Source organism: Oxalobacteraceae bacterium OTU3CAMAD1 (genome assembly GCA_024123915.1).
Lineage (GTDB): Bacteria > Pseudomonadota > Gammaproteobacteria > Burkholderiales > Burkholderiaceae_D > Rugamonas.
In genome coordinates this window covers 2,324,375-2,346,020 of record CP099650.1, presented here as the reverse complement: position 1 = coordinate 2,346,020, position 21,646 = coordinate 2,324,375, and the positions used below count along the sequence as shown (strand labels likewise).

Sequence of the window (21,646 nt, the reverse complement as noted above, 5' to 3'; positions counted from 1 at the left end):
GAGTATCCGTAGTACCGCAACACACCCTAGTAACTGACCCTTTTCCGGGTAGCGTGCGTAGACGCTACCCGGACTTTTTTTTGCCCGAAGAGTTGCCAGATAATCAACGTTGGTCGATTATCCAGGCATCCCTCCCCTCCGCGCCGATCAGCTCAGGTTTTCCAGGCGAATCTTCGTCACGTTGCCGCACACCGTCGACAGGCCTTCCATCTTGGCGATGGCCGCCGTGACGTTTTTTTCCTGCGTCTGGTGCGTCAGGAAAATGATGTCGGTCTTGGTTTCGCCCTCGGCCGGTTCCTTTTGCAGCATGGCGTCGATCGAGATCGTCGCGTCGGCCAGGATGCGGGTCAGGTCGGCCAGCACGCCGGGCTGGTCGCTGACGTTCATGCGCAGGTAGTAGCTGGTGGTGATTTCCGACATCGGCAAAATCTCGATGTTGGTCATCGCGTTCGGCTGGAACGCCAGGTGCGGCACGCGGTGTTCCGGATCGGCCGTGGCCAGGCGGGTGATGTCGACCAGGTCGGCGATCACGGCCGACGCGGTCGGCTCGGCGCCGGCGCCTTTGCCGTAGTACAAGGTGGCGCCGACGGCGTCGCCCTGCACCAGCACGGCGTTCATGGCGCCTTCGACATTGGCGATCAGGCGCTTGCTCGGAATCAGGGTCGGATGCACGCGCAGCTCGACGCCCTCGACGCCGTTGACCTTGGCGCGCTTGGCGATGCCCAGCAGCTTGATGCGGTAGCCCAGTTGCTCGGCGTAGCGGATGTCGATCGCGTTCAGCTTCGAAATACCCTCGACGTGCGCCTTGTCGAACTGCACCGGAATACCGAAGGCGATGGCCGACATGATGGTGGCCTTGTGCGCCGCGTCCACGCCTTCGATGTCGAAGGTCGGGTCGGCTTCGGCGTAGCCCAGCTCCTGCGCTTGCTTGAGCACGGTGGCGAAGTCCAGGCCCTTGTCGCGCATCTCGGACAGGATGAAGTTGGTGGTGCCGTTGATGATGCCGGCCAGCCAGTCGATGCGGTTGGCCGTCAGGCCTTCGCGCAGCGCCTTGATGATGGGGATGCCGCCGGCCACGGCCGCTTCGAACGCGACCATGACGCCCTTTTCCTGCGCGGCGGCGAAGATCTCGTTGCCGTGCACGGCCAGCAGCGCCTTGTTGGCGGTGACCACGTGCTTGCCGTTGGCGATGGCTTGCAGCACCAGCGCCTTGGCCTCGTCGTAGCCGCCGATCAGCTCGACGACAATGTCGATTTCCGGATCGTTGACGATGTCGAACGGGTTGGCGACGACCTTGACCTTGCCGCCGGTGCGCTCCTTGGCGCGCTCGAGGTTGCGGGCCGAGACGGCCACCACTTCGATGCCGCGGCCGGCGCGGCGGCGGATTTCTTCCTGGTTGCGTTCCAACACGTTGAACGTTCCGGAGCCGACGTTGCCGACGCCTAACAAGCCTACTTTGATGGGTTTCATATATTCGTTTCTATTGATCTGCGGTTCGGTGGAGCGTGGAGGCTGGCTGCGACGTGAGGGCTAGAAGCTGGCGCCGTGGCGTTTGCGGTAGCCTTCCATGAATTTGGCGATACGGCCAAAGGCTTCCGTCATATCGTCCGAGTTCGGCAGGAACACGACGCGGAAGTGATCCGGCGCGATCCAGTTGAAGCCGCTGCCCTGGACGATGAGCACTTTCGTTTCTGCCAGCAATTCGTAGGCGAACTGCTGGTCGTCCGCAATCGGATAGATTTTCGGATCGAGGCGCGGGAACATGTACAGCGCCGCTTTCGGCTTGACACAAGTGACGCCAGGAATATCGGTCAGCAGCTTGTAGGCCAGATCGCGTTGCTTCAACAGGCGCCCGCCCGGTCCCACCAGGTCTTGTATCGACTGGTAGCCGCCGAGCGCAGTCTGGATCGCAAACTGGCCCGGTGCGTTGGCGCACAAGCGCATCGAGGCCAGCATGTTGAGGCCCTCGATATAGTCTTTCGCATGGGATTTTTCGCCCGACACCACCATCCAGCCGGAGCGGTAGCCGCAGGCGCGGTAGTTCTTCGACAGGCCGTTGAAGGTGACGAACAGCACGTCGTCCGCCAGCGAGGCGATGGAGACGTGCTCGGCCTCGTCGTACAGCACCTTGTCGTAGATCTCGTCGGCGTAGATGATCAGCTGGTGCTGGCGCGCCACTTCGATGATCTGCTGCAGCAGCTCGACCGGGTACAGCGCGCCGGTCGGGTTGTTCGGGTTGATGACGACAATAGCGCGCGTGTTGGAGTTGATTTTGCGGCGGATGTCCTCGATGTCCGGGAACCAATCCTGCTGCTCGTCGCAGATGTAGTGCACCGGCGTGCCGCCGGACAGGCTGACGGCGGCGGTCCACAGCGGATAGTCGGGCGCCGGCACCAGCACCTCGTCGCCGGTGTTGAGCAGCGCGTTCATCGACATGACGATCAGTTCGGACGCGCCGTTGCCCAGGTAAATGTCGTCGATCGACACGCCGGCGATGTTCTTGCCCTGCGTGTAGTGCATGACGGCCTTGCGCGGCGCGAACATGCCCTTGGAATCGGTGTAACCGGCCGCGTTGGACAGATTGATTTTCATATCCTGGACGATCTCGTCCGGCGGATCGAAACCGAACACGGCGAGGTTGCCGATATTCAACTTCGTGATCTTATGGCCTTCTTCTTCCATTTGCCGGGCTTTTTCCGGCACCGGGCCGCGGATCTCGTAGCAGACTTCCGCCAGTTTGTTCGATTTATTAATCGGTCGCAAAATAAAATCCTGTCTTGGTGAGGCAAACCGCTGAGGCCTGCCAAAAACGCGCTGGCGGCCTGTGCTGCAATGCGAAAAGAACCATTCTGCCGAAAGCCACCCGTTTAATCAACCTCTGGCGGGGCTAAACGGCGAAGCGCCCCTTGAAAAAGGCTACAATGTCACTTAAGCCACCAAATTCGACCAACCACATAGGACACGTAGGGCGGATTAGGCGGAACGCCGTAATCGGCCATGGTGCCGCCGTCGGCTGCGCATGCATGGCCGATTACGCTGCGCTAATCCGCCCTACGTGTCCGACGGGCTACTCGCCATTTACCGCACAAATACCATGAAGCTCCACGCAAGCGACACCAAAAAGTACCAAACCGTCACCGGCTACGATGAAACCGGCGTCGAGATCAACGCCCAGCGCTACAACTACAGCCTGATCGTGCTGCCGGAGTCCGAGCCGCGCGCCTGGCCCGCGCCGACCTTCGAATCCCTCACCGCCGAACATTTCGACATCATCGGCGCCGACGCGCCGGACGTCGTCATCCTCGGCACGGGCGCCAAACAGCGCTTCATCCACCCGCGCCTGACGGCCGCGCTGACGATGCGCCGCATCGGCGTCGAATGCATGGACAGCCAGGCCGCCTGTCGCACCTACAACATCCTGATGGGCGAAGGCCGCAAGGTCACCCTGGCGCTGATCATCGACAACACCGACAAGGCGGGCGCCTGAGCCTGCTGAGAATACAAGGCGCTCGGCCATGAACGACCACGCCGCCGACGATACGAACGACCACGACCGCCGCCAACGCGCGGTCGTCTTCGCGCACCACAAGCTTGGCGTACGCTGCCTGAAGGTGTTGCTGGCCGGCGGCGTCGATGTCGCGCTGGTGGTCACCCGGACGGACGACCCGGGCGGAAACAACCACGACGAATCGGTGCGCGCGCTGTGCCGCGAGGAACACATCCCCTGCATCGCCGCCGACGACGCCGAATCGCCCGAGTTGCTGGAACAGGTCCGCGACACCATGCCTGACCTGATCTTCAGCTTCGACTACGGCCGCGCGCTGCCGGCCGAGCTGCTCGCCGTCGCGCCGGCCTACAACATGCACGGCTCGCTGCTGCCGGAGTTTCCCGGCGGCGCGCCGGTCGAGTGGGCGGTGCTGCACGACGCCACCGTCACCGGCGCCAGCCTGCACGAGTTGACGAACGGGCCAGGTGCCGGCGCCATCGTCTCGCAGGTGGAAGTGCCGATCCTGCCCGACGACACCGCCTTCGACGTGGCCATCAAGGTCACCGTGGCGGCCGAGCAGACGCTGTGGCGCGTGCTGCCGTCGCTGCTCGACGGCACGGCGCCGCGCCTGCATAACAATGCCAGAGCGGGTGCCGGAGCGGCCGGCGGCTGCGACCCGCGCACGCCCGCGGACGGTCGCATCGACTGGCGCCAGCCGGCGCGGCAAGTCTACAATCTGCACCGCGCCGCCGCGCCGCCCTACCCCGGCGCCTTCACCGACATCGCCGGCGTCCGTTACGTGATCGAGCGCGCCCGCTTGTCCGGCAATTTCGGCAATGTCGTCGCCCTGGGTTTGCCACCGGGCTTGACCGTAGTGGATAATTGCATCTTTGGCGTGTGCGGCGACGGCCGCATGTTGACGATTTCCAGCCTGACCGCCGACGGCGCGCCCGTCACGGCCGAGCAACTGCAAGCGCGCCTGCGGGCGCGCTCCTAGCGCATGCTGGACAATATTTACTTTGCCCGCCCGTCTTGAAGGGTGATAACTCGCCCTCATATTGTCGATGTCCATCTCCAGGAGAAAACCAGTGGCTGATAGCCAACCCGTAGTTACCGACTTTTCCGCCCCCATGACGAGCGGCCAGACTTTCCAGCTGTCCGGCCGGCCAGCGCGCCATACCGTGCTGTTTTTCTACCCGAAAGACAATACCCCCGGCTGCACCACCGAGAACATGGCGTTCCGCGATCTGTACGAGCAATTCCAGGCCGCCGGCACCGAAATCTACGGTATCAGCCGCGATTCGCTGCGCTCGCACGAAAGCTTCAAAGCCAAGCTGGGCCTGCCTTTCGAGCTCATTTCCGACCCCGACGAGGCGGTCTGCGCGCAGTTCAACGTCATGAAAATGAAGCAAATGTACGGCAAGACCGTTCGTGGCGTCGAGCGCAGCACGTTTGTCATTGACGCTACCGGTCAATTGGTGAAAGAATGGAGAGGCGTGAAGGTAGCGGGTCACGTCGATGAAGTGCTGGAATTTGTGGCGCGTCAGGCTTAACAGGTTTGCGCGTTGCCTTTCAGAGTTGCTCAACCCTAGCAGAATCATGCGCATCCAGCCATTTTGTTAACCATTTTGAGTCATCACTGTAACTCTTCCCACCCTACATGGTGGCCAGCCGGCCACCACGCGGTACTTTCTCCGGGCAAGATGTGCGCCCGTCGGCAGTCTACTATCCTGTTTCACCCAGCATCCACCCCATCCGGTACCAACGTCTCCGATTCGCCGAGACGCGCTGCGCCTATGGGCGGATTCCTCCAGTTATTTTTCAATTGAGATCCTGATGCCACTGCCAAAATTACCTAGTAAGCCAGCGACTTTACTGTTGGCAAAAGATTATCCAAAAGCGACAGGGCCGCGCCCGGTTTCCGCCATTGCGGCGGTTGCCGAGATCGCGCCGGCACCCGCGCCGAAGAAGGCGGCGCCCGTCAAGGCAGTACCCGTAGCGAAATCCAAAGCGGCGGCGCCGGTCGCCGTCCAAGCCGCGCCTGCTGCGGCAGCGAAAACCACCGCCAAGTCGAAGGCCGTGGCCGCTGTGCTGAAGGCCGCGCCGGCCGTGTTGAAGGCCGCCCAAGCTGCACCGGCACCCGCGCCCGCTCCTGTGGCCGCCAAACCCGTTGCCAAAGCGAAGGCTACCCCGGCCGCGCGCGGCAAGGTCACGCCGATCACCGCCGAGGCGCCACACCCGGCCAAGCACAAGATCAACGAAGTGGGGATCAAGTCGTCGACCAGCCGTCACGCCGACCAAACCGGCACGACCAAGCTGTTCGTGCTCGACACGAACGTGCTGATGCACGATCCATCGTCGCTGTTCCGCTTCGAAGAGCACGACGTCTACCTGCCGATGATGACGTTGGAGGAATTGGACAACCACAAGAAGGGCATGACCGAGGTGGCGCGCAATGCCCGCCAGGTGTCGCGCACCCTCGACGCGCTGGTCTCCAACACCGACGACGACGCCATCGAGAACGGCATTCCGCTGTCCAAGCTGGGCAACAAGGACGCCAAGGGCCGCCTGTACTTCCAGACCCGCATGCAAACGGCGGACCTGCCGGTTGGCCTGCCGGTCGGCAAGGCCGACAACCAGATCCTGTCCGTCGTGCGCTCGCTGGAGGCCGAACAGGAAGGCCGTCCGGTGGTGCTGGTGTCGAAGGACATCAACATGCGCATCAAGGCGCGCGCGCTGGGCCTGCCTGCCGAGGACTACTTCAACGACCACGTGATGGAAGATACCGACCTGCTGTACTCCGGTATCGTCCAGCTGCCGGACGACTTCTGGACCAAGCACGGCAAGGACCTGGAATCGTGGCAGGAAAATAAAAACGGCCAGAGCGCGACGTTCTACCGCGTCACCGGTCCGTTCGTGCCGTCGCTGCTGGTCAACCAGTTCATCTTCCTGGAGCCGAAGAATGGCGAAGCGCCGTTCTATGGCCAGGTCAAGCAGATCAACGGCAAAACCGCCGTGCTGCAAACCCTGCGCGACTTCAGCCACAACAAGAACAATGTGTGGGGTGTCACCGCCCGCAACCGCGAGCAGAACTTCGCGTTGAACTTGCTGATGAATCCGGAATGCGACTTCGTCACCCTGCTCGGCCAGGCCGGCACCGGCAAAACCCTGCTGGCACTGGCCGCAGGCCTGGCGCAAGTGCTGGAAACCAAGCTCTACAACGAAATCATCGTCACCCGCGTGACGGTGCCTGTCGGCGAGGACATCGGTTTCCTGCCGGGCACCGAGGAAGAGAAGATGTCGCCTTGGATGGGCGCCTTCGACGACAACCTCGAAGTGCTCAACAAGTCCGATTCGGACGGCGGCGAATGGGGCCGCGCGGCAACGCAGGACCTGATCCGCTCGCGCATCAAGATCAAGTCGCTCAACTTCATGCGCGGCCGAACCTTCGTCAATAAGTTCCTGATCATCGACGAGGCGCAGAACTTGACGCCGAAACAGGTCAAGACCCTGGTCACGCGCGCCGGTCCGGGCACCAAGATCCTTTGCCTGGGCAACATCGCGCAGATCGACACGCCTTACCTGACCGAAGGCTCGAGCGGCCTGACGTACGTGGTCGACCGCTTCAAGGGTTGGTCGCACAGCGGCCACGTGACCCTGGCGCGCGGCGAACGCTCGCGCCTGGCCGATCACGCCAGCGACGTGCTGTAAATGTAGTAGAATAAATACGTACCTGTTAGCCCCGCCCGCAGCGATGCCGGCGGGGCTTCTTTTTTTCCGCAAACAGTTTCTGCTACCCAATCTATGCACAAGTAGGGGACCAGTAAAGCGTGGTGATCCACGAAAGTTCTTGAATCCTGTGGCATCCTGTATAACACTAACATCCAAGTCATTGATTTCGCCCGCCTTTCCGACCACAGCTAAGGTAAGACCATGGACATTCCAATCCTGATCCAGAAGCGTGAAGGCAGCCGATACGGGGTGACCGTCCCGGACATCCCGGGCTGCGTGACCACCGGTGAGACGGTGGACAAAGCGATGAGCAACGCCACCAAGGCCATCTACGGCCACGTCGGCCAATTGGTCGAGCAGGGCAAATCGTTTGAAATCAAGCCATCCGAAGTGGAGTACCTGTCGCGCGAGCCAGATTACGCCGACGGCATCTGGGCCATGGTCAGCCTCGACCTGGCCAGGCTGGACGATCCGCCGGAAGGTTGACACTTAGCGGGTCCCGGGAAACAAGCGCCCATCTAAACCACGTAGGGCGGATTAGCGCAGCGTAATCCGCCAAGCTCCGTTCGCGGCTCAACAAGGATTCCCTTGACCTTCCCACGATTGGAAGGCATACAGTATGATCATCGAAACCGTGAAGGAGAAGTCGATGTATCAGCTACAAGTGGAAAACATGAGTTGTGGTCACTGCGTGGGCGCGGTGACCAAGGCGGTGCAGGCGATTGACGCCGCCGCAAAAGTCGAAGTCGACCTGGCCAGCAAGACCGTCAAAATCGACAGCGCCACCGCGCTGGCGCCGCTGAAATCGGCCATCGCCGACGCCGGCTACCCCGTCACCGCCGCCTGATTCGGCCCACCCGACCCGTCCGGTACACCGCGCGAGCAGCGCCCCGCCGGACCACTCGACGCATATCCTGAAAACAACAGCCACGATGCAAATGTAGAAAAAAAGCAATCGTGCGCGACACCGCTTGCTATACTTTTTGCACGGTTGCTATGAAAGCCACCGGTCACCAGGAATCCACCAGCATGCGGTCACTCGACGAGAGCACCAGTAGCGTGAGGTCCAGGCCATCCGTCCAGCGGATGGCGGCGCTGCTGCTCGTGCTGTCCGTTTTCCTGATCCAGTTGTTCGCCCTTGGCGTCCATCACCATGCGATCGCCGACGACGACTCGGATTGCCCGACCTGCCAACTTGTCATCGACACGCCGTCATTGCCGCCAACGGGCGACCTGACCGTCACGCCCCGGTCAACCGGACTAACCTACCTCGCACTTCTTCCGCAGTACCGCTCCAACACGCAGTCCCCCACCTTCCTGACACCCCCTTCGCACGCTCCACCCGTCTTCGCCATCTAAGCTTTTCCGCAGCCCGCCACGCCTTCACGACGCGCGCCTGAAACAGCACCGGCACGCCCGCGATTGACGCACGCCCTGGATTAGCTCCCCCGTTGTATCCCCAATGGCGACGCGGCCGCCCACCGGCGGTCCGCGTTGAGATAGACACGCCTTGACCACTCCATCCGGAGCGGCCAACGGATCGTGTCGCCCTGAGAAAAAACACACCCGTCTTCTCAGGGGTGGCGCAAGCGCGCGGCATCGATGATCCTTCGGCGCCGCACATCATGTTGATAAAAATCGGAGAACCACATGAACTTGAACGAGCAAATGAAACTGTCGTCCCTTGCCTCCCTGACCTTGCTGGCGCTGACCGCGACCACTGGCCTGGCGCACGCCGAAACCTGGGTGCCCACCGCCACCAAGGCGCCGGTCGTCAGCGGCACGACGACCCAGCAGCAGGCCCTGATGCAGGCCGGCATAGCGACCCACGTCGTGGTCGCGCTCAAGCTGCGCAACAAGGCCGATCTGGACGCGCTGACCGGCGATATCGTCGCCGGACGCGGCGCCCAGCCGCTGACCAGGGAACAGTTCATGGAACGCTACGCGCCGACCTCCGCCCAGGCGCAAAAAGTGGTCGAGCATTTGAAACGCAGCGGCTTTATCAACATCACCGTGTCCGACAACCGCCTGCTGGTGAGCGGCGACGGCACCGCCGGCTCGGTCAAAACCGCCTTCAATACGGATCTACGCAACTACAACGTCAACGGCCGCACCGCCTTCGCCAACGTCAGCGACGCCTCGGTGCCGCAGTCGCTCGGCGACACCGTCATGGCCATCCACGGCCTGCAGACCATCCACATGTACCATACGCTGGCCAAGCCGGCGGCGACGACCCTGGCCACCACGGGCCACAACCCGACCGACTTCCCGGCGATCTACAACGCCAGCGGCCTGCCCAGCGCCGTCAACGCCACCATCGGCATCATCACCCAGGGCAGCATGAAGCAAACCATCACCGATCTGAACACCTTCACCAGCCGCGCGGGATATCCGACGGTGAACATCAGCACTGTGACCGTGGGCGCGGCCAGCACCGACACCGCCGGCGTGGGCGAATGGAACATGGACACGCAGGACGCGCTGGCCGCCGCCGGAGGCACCATCAAGCAAATGATCCTGTACACGGCCAACACCCTCAGCGACGCCGACCTGACCGACACCTACAACCGGGCCGTCAGCGACAACGTCGCCAAGACCATCAACGTCTCGCTGGGCGAATGCGAAACCAGCGCCAAGAACTCCGGCATCATGGCCAGCAACGACCAGATCTTCCAGGCGGCGGTGGCGCAGGGCCAGACGTTCTCGGTCTCCTCCGGAGATTCGGGCTCGTACGAGTGCGGCGGCTTGAGCACCTCGCAAAGCTATCCGTCGGTCTCGCCGTGGGTGGTGTCGGTCGGCGGCACGCTGCTGGGCACCACCGGCACCACGTGGACTTCCGAATCCGTGTGGGCGTGCAGCAGCAGCGCCACCTGCCAGCAAAGCGCCGACGGCGGCGCCGGCGGCGGGCCTAGCCTGACAGAGGCTGCGCCGAGCTGGCAGGTCAACGCCGGCGTGTTGGGCAGCTCCACCAAACGCGGCACGCCGGACATCGCGCTCGACGCCGATCCGTCCAGCGGCGCGCTGGTGCTGGTCAACGGCGCAACCGAGCAAATTGGCGGCACCAGCCTGGCCGCGCCGCTGTTCACCGGCTTCTGGGCGCGCGTCCAATCGATGAACAACAACTCGCTACCCTTCCCGTCATCCAACCTGTATGCGCGCGCGGCCGCCAATCCAGGCATGTTCCACGACGTCGTCTCCGGCAGAAACGGCGGCTACAGCGCGGCGGCGGGCTGGGACTACGCCAGCGGCTACGGGAGCCTGAACGTGGCCAACTTCGCCAGCGTGATGGCCGGCGGCGGCGGCACCACGCCCCCGGCGTCGAACGCGCTGACCAACAATGTCGCGGTGACCGGCATCTCGGTGGCGGCCAGCGGCAGCAAGGTGTACACCTTCGCCGTGCCCTCGGGCGCCACCAGCCTGACGTTCAAGACGTCCGGCGGCAGCGGCGACGCCGACCTCTATGTCAAACTGGGATCGCAGCCGACGACCAGCTCCTACCTGCAGAAATCGGACGGTTCGACCACCACCGAGACCATCTCGATCGCTTCGCCGGCGGCCGGCACGTACTATGTGCTGGTCTACGGCTACAAGGCGTCGAGCGGGGTTTCACTGGTGGCCAGCTACAAGTGACGGGCGACGCTTGACGCCCACGCGGTATCCGCCCCCGCTTCTTGCGAAGCGGGGGTTCCACTTACTCCAGCTCGGGGTAGTGGCGGAAGATGCCGTCTTCGTTGAAGGGGATGCGCCGCTTCGAGCCCACGTAGGCGGCGATATTGGGACGTGCCGCCACCTTGTCACGCAAGGCTACAAGGCCGGGATACGATGGTTCGAGCTTCGCCATCGTCTTCGGGAACGCGTAGCGCAAGCCTTCGATCAGCTGGAACAGCGACAAATCGACATACGACAGGCGCGAGCCGATGGTCCAGCCGCCGCGTCCCGGATTGCGTTGCACCACGCCCTCGAAATAGTCCAGGAACTTCGGTATGCGCGCCTCCCTGAAATCCTTCGCGCGCGCCTTGGCTTCCTTCTTCTGGTCTTCGTAGTACTTATTGGTGGAGATGGGATGATGCGTATCGTGCGCCTCCGCGACGATGTCGGAGATGGTCAGCTGCAGCTGGTTGGCCCACAAGCGCCCCGCCTCGGCGCGCGGCGCAAGGCCATGCCGCGCGCCGAGGAACAGCAGGATATTGGGCGTCTGCCCGATCAACAGCTCCCCCGCGCGCAGCACCGGCGGCGCAAACGATGGATGATCGACCTTGTCGCCGTCCAGGCTTGCCATCAACGCCGGCATGCCCTTCTTGCGGCGCGCCACATCGTCGTAAGGGATGGCCGCCTCCTCCAGCGCCAACCGCACGAATTCGCCGCGGCCCTGCAGGCCGTCCCAGTAATAGAGTTGGTATGGTGTCGTCATGCGAAATATCGTAGCACCACCGGCGCATGCCCGTCGCACAATCGCCTCGCCGGAAAGCTTTTCCGGCCACGGTTATAATCGAACGGAAACTAATGTTCCGTCCGCTTCCACATCCACCATGTCTGCGCCCCGACCATGCCGCCAGTTCCACCGCTTGAAATTCACATCGTCCTGATGGTCGCCGCCGCCGGATTCCTCGCCGGCGTGCAAAACGCGCTGGCCGGCGGCGGCTCGTTCATCACCTTCCCCGCCCTGCTGCTGGCCGGATTGAATCCGCTGGCCGCCAACATGACGTCGACCATCGCGCTGTTCCCAAGCCAGATCACGTCCGCCTACGCGGGGCGCAAGCTGGTGGGCGACGTCGGTCCGCTGACGTTCCGCCAGATGCTGGTCATCAGCGCCATCGGCGGCGTGTTCGGCGCCGTGCTGCTGTTGAATACCCCGGCCTCGTTCTTCGAGCGGCTGGTGCCGTGGCTGGTGCTGTTCGCCACCAGCGTGTTCGCGTGGGGGAGCTTCCGCAAAAAACCGCTGCACGCGGCCAGCGGCATGCCGCGCTGGGCGCTGGTGCTGGCGCAGGGATGTATTTCGATTTATGGTGGTTACTTCGGCGGCGGCATCGGCTTTTTGATGCTGGCGGCGCTGACCGTCGCGGGGCAGCAGGTACGCATGGCGGCAGCCACCAAGAACGTGCTGGCGATGGCCATGAACGCGGTGGCGGCGATGATCTTCGCGACGTCGGGGTTGATCAGCTGGCCGGCGGCGCTGGCACTGTGCGTCGGTGGGATCGCCGGCGGCTTGTGCGGCGGATGGTTGATTCACCGTTTGCCGGAGAAGGTGATGCGGGGGTTCGTGGTTCTGGTCGGCGCGGCGTTGACGGTTTGGATGTTTGTGCGTTGATGCCGTTGCGCGTTTTGGGCCGCCGACGGCGCTTGGCGGATTACGCTTCGCTAATCCGCCCTACGTGTCTCCTCGCGAGAATCGGAATTCATGGCTCCTGTCAACCTGGCCGTCGCTTGACCACGGCGACACGTAGGGCGGATTAGGCGGAACACCGTAATCCGCCATCGATGAGCCGTCAGCGGGCATGCAAATGAAATTTAATTCAGCATTCCACTCAGTTTCTTCAACTTCTTGCGACGTCCAACATAGCCGGCTCCCACCAGGCCGGCGGCCAGCGCCAGCAACGCCAGCGTGCCCACCGTCTTCTGCGCCGGACTGAGATTGGCCAAGGTCTGCATTTCAAACCCGCTTACCTTGGCGTCGGCCAGCTCGGTTTTCGCAAACGATGCCGGCGCCGGGTCGACCGGTTTGGCTTTGGCGCGCGGCGCCGGCACCGGTTGCAGCTCCTGCGACTTCGCCTGCAGCACCTGCAGGTCCGCCAGCGCGGCCTTCATCGCGGCGTCGTTGGCCTGCTGCTGCCCCGGCGCTGCCGCCACCGGCTGCGCCGACGGCGCCGAACCGCCCGCACGCCCGGCCGCAGCCGCCCCGCGCGCGATCGCAGGATTGGAACCGACGTTCGGCACGAACTGGCCGGTGAACTCCGGCGCGATCTTCAACGTCGCCTTGCTGCACGAGTCTGCGCTGCACGACACGCCCGCCTCCTTGATCGCCCGCGCGTTCTGCCGCGTGAGATTGTCGCGCACCGCGTCGCCCGGCTGCCAGTATCCACGCTCGATGGCGCTCAGCATGCGGTCCGTCACGGCCTGGTACGCGCGCAGGTTGCCGCTGGCGGCAAAGCGCTCGCGCACTTTCAGGCCATGGCGGTCGGCCACGTAGGTGTCGTACATGCGCTGCCATTTGCTGCTGTCGACCACCTCCGGGACCGTCACCTGCCAGGCCCACAGATAGTCGACCACGCGGTTGATGTAGCGCGCGCCGGAATATCCTTCCTTCAGCATGCTGTCGGCCCACTTTGGATTGAGATAGCGCGACTGCATCTCCTGGCCCATGTACTGCTCCAGCGTCTTGTGGCCCGGCTTGCGCGGATTGGACAGATCGCTCACTACCACCTCCGGCGTCTTGCCGTCCACGCTGCGGATCGCCATCGCGGTGCCGCCCAGGTACTGGAAGAAGTCGTCGTTGTCCAACGTCGCGAACAGATTGCTGGAGCGGCTGTGTAGCGCGATCTTGCTGCCGCTGATGGCCTGCTTGAACAACTCGCGCCGCTGCGCCGGATTGGCATTGTCGTCGCCCCAATAGCCGGCGCCAAAGGGATGGCTCATACGGTTGATGAACACGTCCGCCACTTCCTTCTCGTTCTTCCAGGCGTTCGTCAGCGGGATCAGTTTTTCGATCTGCGTCCCGTACGCGCCACTCGGCACGCCGAAGATGCGCACCGACGCCATGCGCCGCGCCTCGTCGGCGGAAATGCCGTTCGCCTGCAAGGCGGCGGCGGTTTTGCGGCTATGCTCCTGCATCACGTTGCCCGACGGGCCGGTGTCGGCGGCCGCGCCCAGATCGTCCTGTTGCTGCGCCAGTTGCGCCGCCTTGTCCATCAACGCCAGCAGATTGCCGAACAGGTCGCGGAACAGGCCCGACGAGATCAGCGTCACGTCGACACGCGGGCGTCCCAGTTCCTTGCGGGTCAGCGCTTCGACACCGGTCACGCGGCCGCGTTCATCCCAGGTCGGACGCACGCCCATCAGCGCCATCGCCTGCGCTTCCATGATGCCCTCGTGGCGCGAGGTCTCCACACCCCACAGGTTCATGCTCAATTTGTCCGGATACACGCCATGGCGTTTGCGATAATCGTCGACCAGCTGTCGCGCGAGTTTGGCGCCCGCCTCGTAGGTGGTCTTGCTGGGAATACGCGACGGATCGAGGCCAAAGAAATTGCGGCCGGTCGGCAGCGCGTCCGGATTGCGCACCAGGTCCGCGCTGGCGCCGGCCGGGATGTAGCGGCCCGACAGGGCCTCCAGCAATCGGTCCAGTTCCAGCGCCGCGCTGCGTTCGATATCGTCTTCCAGCTGCGCGATACGTTTGGTTTTTTGCTCGGTGGTGGCGCCGGTATCCAGACTGACGACCGCGCGTGCCGTGGCGTTGCGCCGCTCCGCCGTCGGCGCAACGCCGAAGGTGTGCAGTCCGAAAGGTGTCAGCTTGTTGCCGGTATCGTCCAGATATTCTTCAAGCGCCTCCATGTCGGCTTCGGTTTTGAGCTCGGTCTTCTTCATGTCCTTCAACACGCCGCTTTTGGCCGCCATGCGGTTCAGCGCCAGCAGATGGCTGCGCGCCAGCAGCGGGCTTTTTTGCTCGGCCACGCGGTGGTCGTTGAGCAGCGCGCCAAGCTCCCGCAGGTCCGGATTGAGGCCCGCAATATCGAACGGTGGCGTCATGTGGTCGATGATGGTGGCCATGCCGCGCCGCTTGGCCTGTATGCCCTCGCCCACGTCGTCCATCACGTACGGATAAATATTCGGCATGGCGCCGATCAGCGCCTCGGTCGGATCGTCCTCGGACAGGCCGGCCTCTTTACCGCTCAGCCACTCCTGCGTGCCGTGGGTGCCGATGTGCATCACCGCGTTGGCCTGGAAGCCCTTCTGCAGCCAAAGGTAAAAGGCGATGTACTCATGGCTAGGCGGCATGCTCACTTCGTTGTGCAGTTTCTCCAGGTTCTGCTCCCACGCGCGGCCGGGCTGCGGCGCCATCAGCACATTGCCGAAGCGGCGCGCCGGATAAACGAAGAAAGGCTGCCCCTTGGCGTCGCGCCACAGCACCGGTGCGCTTTCCGGCTTGCCCCATGACGCCAGGATGGAATCGCGCAGCGTCTGCGGCAATTTGGCGAACCACGCCTGATAGTCGGCCAGCGGCACCAGCAGCGCCTGGCCGCTTTCGGCCAGATGCTTCAGGCCCGTCATGTAGTCGCCCTTGGATTTTCCGGGGTAATTCCCCCACTGCTGGATCTCGCCTTGCAGCTCGGCCTCGCCGGCCGGCAGCGCGTCACCCGTCTGATAGCCGTCGCGTTTCAGGCGCTGGACGATTTGCCACAAACTCTCCGGCAGCACGTTCAGATACGCAGCGCCGATGGTCTCGGAACCATGCGGGTAGTTAAAGTAAATCATGGCGATGCGTTTGTCGCCATTGGCTTTCTGGCGCAAGGCCAGCCAGGCGGCCACGCGCTCGTTGAGCCGCTCGATGCGCTCGGGGATCGGCGTCTCCTCGACATAGGCCAGGCCGGTCTGCGCATCGCTGATGCGTTCACGGCTGGCGACCACCGTCGGCTGTATCAGTCCGGCCATCTCGGCGCCGGCCAACTGCCAAGTGCGTTCGATGATATCGAGGCCGATCTTCGATTCGCGCCATTGCGCCGCCGTGTGCTGGCTCAGGGTGATGGCGTTGATCGCCGGGACGCCGGTCTTGTCGAGCAGCGCGCCCGTATTGGCGGTGCCGCCGACCTTCATGCCCAGCGCGACGATCAGGTCGACGCGGCTCTTGCCGCTTTCATCGAACAGAAAACGCAGCGGCACATCGTACGGATAGCCGAACACCGGCAACACGTTATAGCCGCCCGCTTCGAGCCGCGCGACGATGGCCGCCAGCGGCAAGGTTTGCCCCGCCACCAGGCTGGCGCGATAGAACGGCACAGCGATCCACGGCGCGCCGGTCTTGTAGTTGGCATAGCCCTGCAAATAGTGCTCGTAGCTGCTGTAGGTGCGGTTGGCGGCGACGTCGTACAGGCCGACATCGGGCATCGCGTGCACCGGCGCCACCTCCAGCTTCGAGCCGAAATGCTGGCGCAGGATGTAGCGCAGCAGGTTGCCCATGTTCTCGATGCCGCCCTCGCTGTGATACTGCTGGATGGTCTTGTCGTCCTGGACGCCCATCTCGCGGATGCTGTCGTCGATCGCGCCGCCGACAGCGAACACGGGATGCCGCGACTTCCTCAGCGCCTGCAGTTCGTCCTTGAGTCCCGCCATCGCCAGCCTGCCCTTGGCGTTGACGACCGCCACATCGGCGCTGGCCAGGGCATTGCGGTCGGCCTGCGTCATGCCGTTGTTGGGGATGATGCGGATGACGACATTGAGCGCCTTCAGCTCCGCCTGCAACCCACGCACCGCCAGCACCGCCGGCCGCGACTCGACATCGCCGAGCATCAGCGCGAGGGTGCGCGGCGCCTGCGCCGAATGCACATAACCGACGATGAAGAAGGAAATCAGCAGCAGTAAAACAACTTCCAGCACTCCAAAACGCTTATTCCGGAACATATACGACCTTCCCGTCCGGCAGTTGGTAGGCGGTGCCCAGGCGCTTGCCGGAACCGGACAATGGCTTGTCGCTGACGCGGCTTACCGTGATCTCGGCGCCCTTCTTGGTCAGCACTTCAACCCGGCCGTCCGCACTCTTTTTGGCGATGGTGACTTCGGAATTGGGGTCCAGCAGGTCCATCATGTTCCAGGCCGAGAACAGCGCCAGCATCATGGCGACGATGAAGACGATGCTGGCGTCGAACAGGTTGGCGACGCCGGCCAGCGGGTCCTCGGTGTGCTCGCCGATGCGGCCGTAGCGGTGGCGGTTCATAAATCGCATGGCCATATCAGGCCTCCACGCGCATCAGGTGCGGCTTGTGCCCGTGGGTCGCCAGCATGGTTTCGGCGGCATAGGCGATGTCGGTCAGGTCGCTGCGCAGCCAGTGCTCGCGCACCAGGCTCAGAACATAGGCGCACACGCTGCACGCCAGGCCGACCACGGTGGCGGTGAAGGCGGTCGTCATCGATTCGGCCATCTTCGGTAAATTGCCCTGCGCCAGACCGGCGAGCGAGATACCCATCGGGATCAGGGTGCCCATCAGACCGAGCGCAGGGCCGACCCGCACTACGAAGCGCACGCCGTCCAGCCGGCGCACGCCGGCGGCGTCGGTGCGCTGCACCACGCGCTCGAGGCGCGCGTCGAGTCCCGGCTCGCCCTCCTGCGCCGTCAGCACGGCCGCCATGTCGTGGCGGGCGGTGGCCACCAGCATGCGCACGCCGCGCCGGCGCTCGATCCATTCGGCGCCGAAAGTGCCGAAGCACACCAGCATGTACAAGGTCAGCGCCGCGATCCCTAGCAGCACGGGCAGATACAACACGTTGGAAATGGAGTACAGCAGCGTCTCGATCGAGCGGATGGCCGCGTCGGCAGGCAGGTTAGGCATTGAATGATCCAGCGACAGAAGCAAGCCACTCACCTCCCCGTGAGCGGCTTGAAAGGAAGCGCCTGGGCGCTTCCACCTCTTTGGCCGGTATCCGGGCTCGCAAGCAAATCCACCTGACCTTCCCATGCAAAAGCACAGTGGTGTAGCGAGGCGGATAGTCGTCGGCGACGACGCTTGTTTACCGTTGCGGGGGCAGCACATGTTGGCTGGCTGGGCCAGCGCCATGTTTCCCGTTTAACTGCGCATCCAGACGGACGCGCGGGCACCAAAACCTGGCGATTATACGTGGTTCCGGCGCGCCCGGACAGATACGCCGGGTCTCCGGGCTACCTGGGATCGGCGAGGCTTTGAAGAATGGGGCAATCCGGCCTGTCGTTGCCCTTACAGCAGCGCGCCAGCGTTTGCAGCGTGTCGCGCATTTCGGTCAGCTCCCCGATGCGTTGGTTTAGCTCGGCGACGTGGCCGAGGGCGATTCTTTTCACGTCGGCGCTGGCGCGTTCCTTGTTCTGCCACAGCGACAGCAGGTCGCGGATCTGGTCCAGCGAGAAGCCCAGCGTGCGCGCCCGCTTGACGAAGCGCAGCGCGTGCAGGTCGTTCTCGCTATAGATGCGGTAGCCCGATTCGCTGCGCCGCCCAGGTGGAATCAGCGCGATGCTCTCGTAGTAGCGAATCATCTTGGCCGAAACGCCGGAGGCGCTGGCCGCTTGTCCGATGTTCATACCTTCCCTCCTTCACTTACGGGTTGCGCGTCGGGCTTCCAGCGGCGCAGCAGCAGCGCGTTGCTGATCACGCTGACGGAGCTGAGCGCCATCGCGGCGCCGGCGACCATGGGGTTGAGCAGGCCGAAGGCGGCCAGCGGAATGCCGACCAGGTTATAGACAAACGCCCAGAACAGGTTCTGGCGGATCTTGCTGTAGCTGCGGCGCGAGATCGAGATGGCGGCGGCCACCAACGCCGGGTCGCCGCGCATCAGCGTGATGCCGGCGGCGTGCATGGCGACGTCGGTGCCGCTGGACATGGCGATGCCGACATCGGCGGCGGCCAGCGCCGGCGCGTCGTTGATGCCGTCGCCGACCATCGCGATGCATTTATCAGGCTGCTTCATGGCGCCGATGGCGGCGGCTTTATCGGCCGGCAGCATGTTGGCGACCACCCTGCGGACGCCAAGCGCCGCGCCGACGTGATCGGCGCTGCCCTGATTGTCCCCGGTCAGCAGCACGGTCTCGATATTGAGCGCGTGCAGCGCTTCAATCGCGGCGCGGGCGTTCGGTTTGATACGATCGCCGAAGGCCAGCAAACCCAGTAAGCGCACCGGTTGCGGCGACTGTTCGGCGAGCCACGAGACGGTCAATCCTTGCCCTTCCAGTTCGGCGGCGCGCGCCGCCAGCGCGGTCAGCGCGACGCCCTGCTCCGTCATCAAGCGCGTGCTGCCGAGGATCAGCCGCATGCCGTCGACCGTCGCGGCGACGCCGCGTCCGGGCAAGGCGGTGATGTCGGCGGCGGCGGTGGGGACGAAAAGCGCGCCGGCAGATTCTTCCCCTGCGGCTTGCTGTACCGCGCGGGCGAGCGCGTGCTCGCTGCCCCGTTGCACCGCCGCCGCCAGTTGCAGCAGTCGCGCCTCATCGATGACGCCGGTCGCCGGCTCGCACACCGCCAGCGACGGTTTGCCTTCGGTCAGCGTGCCGGTTTTATCGAAGGCCACGGTGGTGATGCGATGCGCCAGCTCCAGCGCCTCCGCATCCTTGATCAGGATGCCGTGGCGCGCGGCCACGCCGGTGCCGGCCATGATGGCGGCCGGCGTCGCCAATCCCAGCGCGCACGGACAGGCGATCACCAGCACCGCCACCGCGTTGATGATGGCGGTCTCGCCATCGCCGGACACGAGCCACCAGCCCACTAAAGTCAGCAGCGCCAATACCAGCACCACCGGCACGAACACCGCGCTGACGCGGTCCACCAGATGCTGCACCGGTGCCTTGGCGGCCTGCGCGTCCTCCACCAGGCGGATGATGCGCGCCAGCGTGCTCTCGGCGCCGACCGCCGTCACGCGCACCAGCAGCATGCCTTCGCCATTGATCGCGCCACCGGTCACGCGGTCGCCGGCATGACGCGCCACGGGCAGGCTTTCGCCGGTGATCAGCGCTTCGTCCACGTGGCTGGCGCCTTCGGCCACCACGCCGTCGACGGCGATGCGCTCGCCCGGACGGACAACCACCATCTCGCCGGGCAGCACCTGCGCGATCGGAACCTCGACATCCTGGTCGCCGCGACGCACGCGCGCCGATTCCGGCCGCAGCACCTGCAGCGCGCGGATCGCGGACGTGGTCTGCCGCTTCGCGCGCGCCTCCAGCCATTTACCCAGCAATACCAGGGTGATGACCACGGCGGAGGCCTCGAAATACAGATGCGGCATGGCCGAGGTAGCGGTCAGCAGTTGGTAGACGCTCAAGCCATAAGCGGCGCTGGTGCCGATCGCGACCAGCAAATCCATATTGCCGCTGCGGGCGCGGGCGGCCAGCCAGCCGGCCCGGTAGAAGCGCGCGCCGAGCCAGAACTGCACAGGGGTTGCCAGCAGAATTTGAATGCGGCCGTCGAGCATCCAGTGGACGCCGGCCAGTTCTAGCAGCATCGGCAACATCAACGGCAGCGACAGCAGCGCCGCCAGCAGTACCGCATCCCCGCTGGCGCCGGGGGCGACCACCGCCGGGGTGGCGGGAGCGAAAGGCGCCGGCGCGGGCTTGGCCTGGTAGCCGGCCTTGTCGATCGCCTGTTGCAGCACATCGAAATCGATCGGCAGCGCCGACTCGACGCGCGCCATTTCAGTGGCCAGGTTGACGCTGACCTGTTTGACGCCATCGACGGCGGCGAGCACGCGCTCCACGCGTCCAACGCAGGACGCGCAGCTCATGCCCTCGATCTTGATCGATTGCGAGACGGTTTTTTCAGTGATAGTGCTCATCATGGGAACTCGAAGTAACAGCGAATGCCGATAGCTTCAAGTATCCCACGATTGGAAGGTCAAGCGTTTTTTGGCGCTGAATCAGCGGACTTCGCAGTCAACCGCCGCCGCTTTGGGGGCGCTCCCGCCCGGGCCCGATGTCGTCGTGCTGCTGGTGAAGGTGGGCGGTGGGGCGAACTTCAGCCCCGGGTTGCTCGGCACCACCACCGGCGGCACCATGTTGCTGCGCGTGTAGCCGAACTGGCCGGCGCTGAAGTTCAGCGCACCGCCGGTGTTGCTCACATTGATCATGCCGTCGAGAACACTGACATACAAGCCCGGCGGCATCGCGGTGCTCGATCGTGGCGGCGACGTCGGCCCCTGCGCCAGCATCAGCGGCTTCAGCGGCGCCGCCAGCGCGTCCAGCGACGCCGTGCTGGCCATCAAATACGCCTCGCGCGCGGCCACCGCTTCGGCGGCGTCTTCGGCCGACGGCTCGACCAGGTCGGCGATGAACGTGGTGCCGCGTATGCCGATGGTGGCGCTCGGCGTCTTCATCGAGAATTTTTCCTTGTTGCGCTTGCCCAGCAGGCCCGTGACCGAGCGCAGTCCCCCTTTGACCAGGCTGAACGAGGCTTGGTCGCCGTCGGGCTTGCCGGCGTCGAAGGCGAAGTTCTCGACCTTGAACGTGGTCCCCGGCTTGAGCGTGATCTCGCTGTTGTCGACGAACTTGACCAGCGCGTAGGTGTTCCTTTCCGTCATCAAGGTGTCGCCGCTCTCCACTTCCGAGCGCAGCGACAGCACGCGCACCGCGCCATCGGCCTTCTTGGCGAGCAAGGGGCCGCTGAGCTGGGTGATGGTGCCGGCCACCTGTGCCGCCCAACCGGCGCTGACCACGCCGCAGAGCACCAGCAGCATCAGACCCTGGAGCAGGCTCTTGGTTGCAACATG

At 64.2% G+C, this 21,646-nt stretch carries 18 protein-coding genes and 1 riboswitch; of the genes, 9 read left to right on the top strand and 9 right to left on the bottom strand.

Features of this window, described 5'->3' with window-relative positions; translation table 11 throughout:
• Nucleotides 1-147 precede the first annotated feature (147 nt).
• Nucleotides 148-1,470, bottom strand: a complete 1,323-nt coding sequence (locus tag NHH88_10030) for a homoserine dehydrogenase (protein ID USX16092.1) — start codon at nucleotides 1,468-1,470, stop codon at nucleotides 148-150.
• A gap of 60 nt (nucleotides 1,471-1,530) precedes the next feature.
• Complete coding sequence (locus NHH88_10025; protein USX16091.1) at nucleotides 1,531-2,763, bottom strand: pyridoxal phosphate-dependent aminotransferase; 1,233 nt, start codon at nucleotides 2,761-2,763, stop codon at nucleotides 1,531-1,533.
• Between the two features lie 331 nt (nucleotides 2,764-3,094).
• Here NHH88_10025 and NHH88_10020 point away from each other — a divergent pair, with 331 nt between their 5' ends.
• The 8 genes from NHH88_10020 to NHH88_09985 all read left to right on the top strand — a co-directional run bounded on the left by NHH88_10020 (nucleotide 3,095) and on the right by NHH88_09985 (nucleotide 10,849).
• Nucleotides 3,095-3,487 (top strand): Mth938-like domain-containing protein, encoded by a 393-nt coding sequence (locus NHH88_10020; GenBank protein USX16090.1) that lies wholly within the window; start codon nucleotides 3,095-3,097, stop codon nucleotides 3,485-3,487.
• Nucleotides 3,488-3,515: 28 nt separating this feature from the next.
• Nucleotides 3,516-4,484: a formyltransferase gene (locus tag NHH88_10015; protein ID USX16089.1), complete on the top strand. Its 969-nt coding sequence runs from the start codon at nucleotides 3,516-3,518 to the stop codon at nucleotides 4,482-4,484.
• A 133-nt stretch (nucleotides 4,485-4,617) separates the two neighbouring features.
• Nucleotides 4,618-5,040 (top strand): peroxiredoxin, encoded by a 423-nt coding sequence (locus NHH88_10010; GenBank protein ID USX17312.1) that lies wholly within the window; start codon nucleotides 4,618-4,620, stop codon nucleotides 5,038-5,040.
• A gap of 283 nt (nucleotides 5,041-5,323) precedes the next feature.
• Nucleotides 5,324-7,198, top strand: a complete 1,875-nt coding sequence (locus tag NHH88_10005; GenBank protein ID USX16088.1) for a PhoH family protein — start codon at nucleotides 5,324-5,326, stop codon at nucleotides 7,196-7,198.
• Between the two features lie 222 nt (nucleotides 7,199-7,420).
• A complete protein-coding gene (locus tag NHH88_10000) occupies nucleotides 7,421-7,705 on the top strand; it encodes a type II toxin-antitoxin system HicB family antitoxin (protein ID USX16087.1) in 285 nt (94 codons plus the stop codon).
• A 163-nt stretch (nucleotides 7,706-7,868) separates the two neighbouring features.
• Nucleotides 7,869-8,066 carry a cation transporter gene (locus NHH88_09995; GenBank protein USX17311.1) on the top strand — a complete coding sequence of 66 codons (198 nt, stop codon included), beginning with the start codon at nucleotides 7,869-7,871 and terminating at the stop codon, nucleotides 8,064-8,066.
• Nucleotides 8,067-8,215: 149 nt separating this feature from the next.
• On the top strand, nucleotides 8,216-8,578 hold the full coding sequence (locus tag NHH88_09990; protein USX16086.1) for a hypothetical protein: 363 nt from the start codon (nucleotides 8,216-8,218) through the stop codon (nucleotides 8,576-8,578).
• 291 nt (nucleotides 8,579-8,869) lie between these two features.
• Nucleotides 8,870-10,849, top strand: coding sequence for a protease pro-enzyme activation domain-containing protein (locus NHH88_09985; GenBank protein USX16085.1), 1,980 nt, complete (start codon nucleotides 8,870-8,872; stop codon nucleotides 10,847-10,849).
• 61 nt (nucleotides 10,850-10,910) lie between these two features.
• Here the strand turns inward: NHH88_09985 and NHH88_09980 are convergent, their stop codons facing one another.
• On the bottom strand, nucleotides 10,911-11,630 hold the full coding sequence (locus NHH88_09980) for a glutathione S-transferase (protein ID USX16084.1): 720 nt from the start codon (nucleotides 11,628-11,630) through the stop codon (nucleotides 10,911-10,913).
• Between the two features lie 135 nt (nucleotides 11,631-11,765).
• On the opposite strand from NHH88_09980, the gene NHH88_09975 reads away from it, so the two are divergent.
• The gene (locus NHH88_09975) at nucleotides 11,766-12,527 is read left to right on the top strand and encodes a sulfite exporter TauE/SafE family protein (protein ID USX16083.1); all 762 of its coding nucleotides are present in this window, start codon (nucleotides 11,766-11,768) and stop codon (nucleotides 12,525-12,527) included.
• A gap of 200 nt (nucleotides 12,528-12,727) precedes the next feature.
• Here NHH88_09975 and NHH88_09970 read toward each other — a convergent pair whose 3' ends face one another.
• From NHH88_09970 to NHH88_09945, 6 genes are all read right to left on the bottom strand, one after another.
• Complete coding sequence (locus NHH88_09970; GenBank protein ID USX16082.1) at nucleotides 12,728-16,831, bottom strand: cobaltochelatase subunit CobN; 4,104 nt, start codon at nucleotides 16,829-16,831, stop codon at nucleotides 12,728-12,730.
• A complete protein-coding gene (locus tag NHH88_09965) occupies nucleotides 16,818-17,159 on the bottom strand; it encodes a DUF2149 domain-containing protein (protein ID USX16081.1) in 342 nt (113 codons plus the stop codon). The genes NHH88_09970 and NHH88_09965 overlap by 14 nt, the downstream gene beginning before the upstream one ends.
• A gap of 1 nt (nucleotide 17,160) precedes the next feature.
• Nucleotides 17,161-17,757 carry a MotA/TolQ/ExbB proton channel family protein gene (locus tag NHH88_09960; protein USX16080.1) on the bottom strand — a complete coding sequence of 199 codons (597 nt, stop codon included), beginning with the start codon at nucleotides 17,755-17,757 and terminating at the stop codon, nucleotides 17,161-17,163.
• A gap of 64 nt (nucleotides 17,758-17,821) precedes the next feature.
• Nucleotides 17,822-18,042, bottom strand: a riboswitch (cobalamin riboswitch).
• Between the two features lie 41 nt (nucleotides 18,043-18,083).
• Entirely contained in the window at nucleotides 18,084-18,476 is a 393-nt protein-coding gene (gene cueR / locus NHH88_09955) for a Cu(I)-responsive transcriptional regulator (GenBank protein ID USX16079.1), read from the bottom strand.
• Nucleotides 18,473-20,716: a heavy metal translocating P-type ATPase gene (locus NHH88_09950; protein USX17310.1), complete on the bottom strand. Its 2,244-nt coding sequence runs from the start codon at nucleotides 20,714-20,716 to the stop codon at nucleotides 18,473-18,475. Before NHH88_09950 ends, cueR begins: the two co-directional genes overlap by 4 nt.
• Before the next feature lie 81 nt (nucleotides 20,717-20,797).
• Nucleotides 20,798-21,613, bottom strand: a complete 816-nt coding sequence (locus NHH88_09945) for a FecR family protein (GenBank protein ID USX16078.1) — start codon at nucleotides 21,611-21,613, stop codon at nucleotides 20,798-20,800.
• Nucleotides 21,614-21,646: the final 33 nt, after the last annotated feature.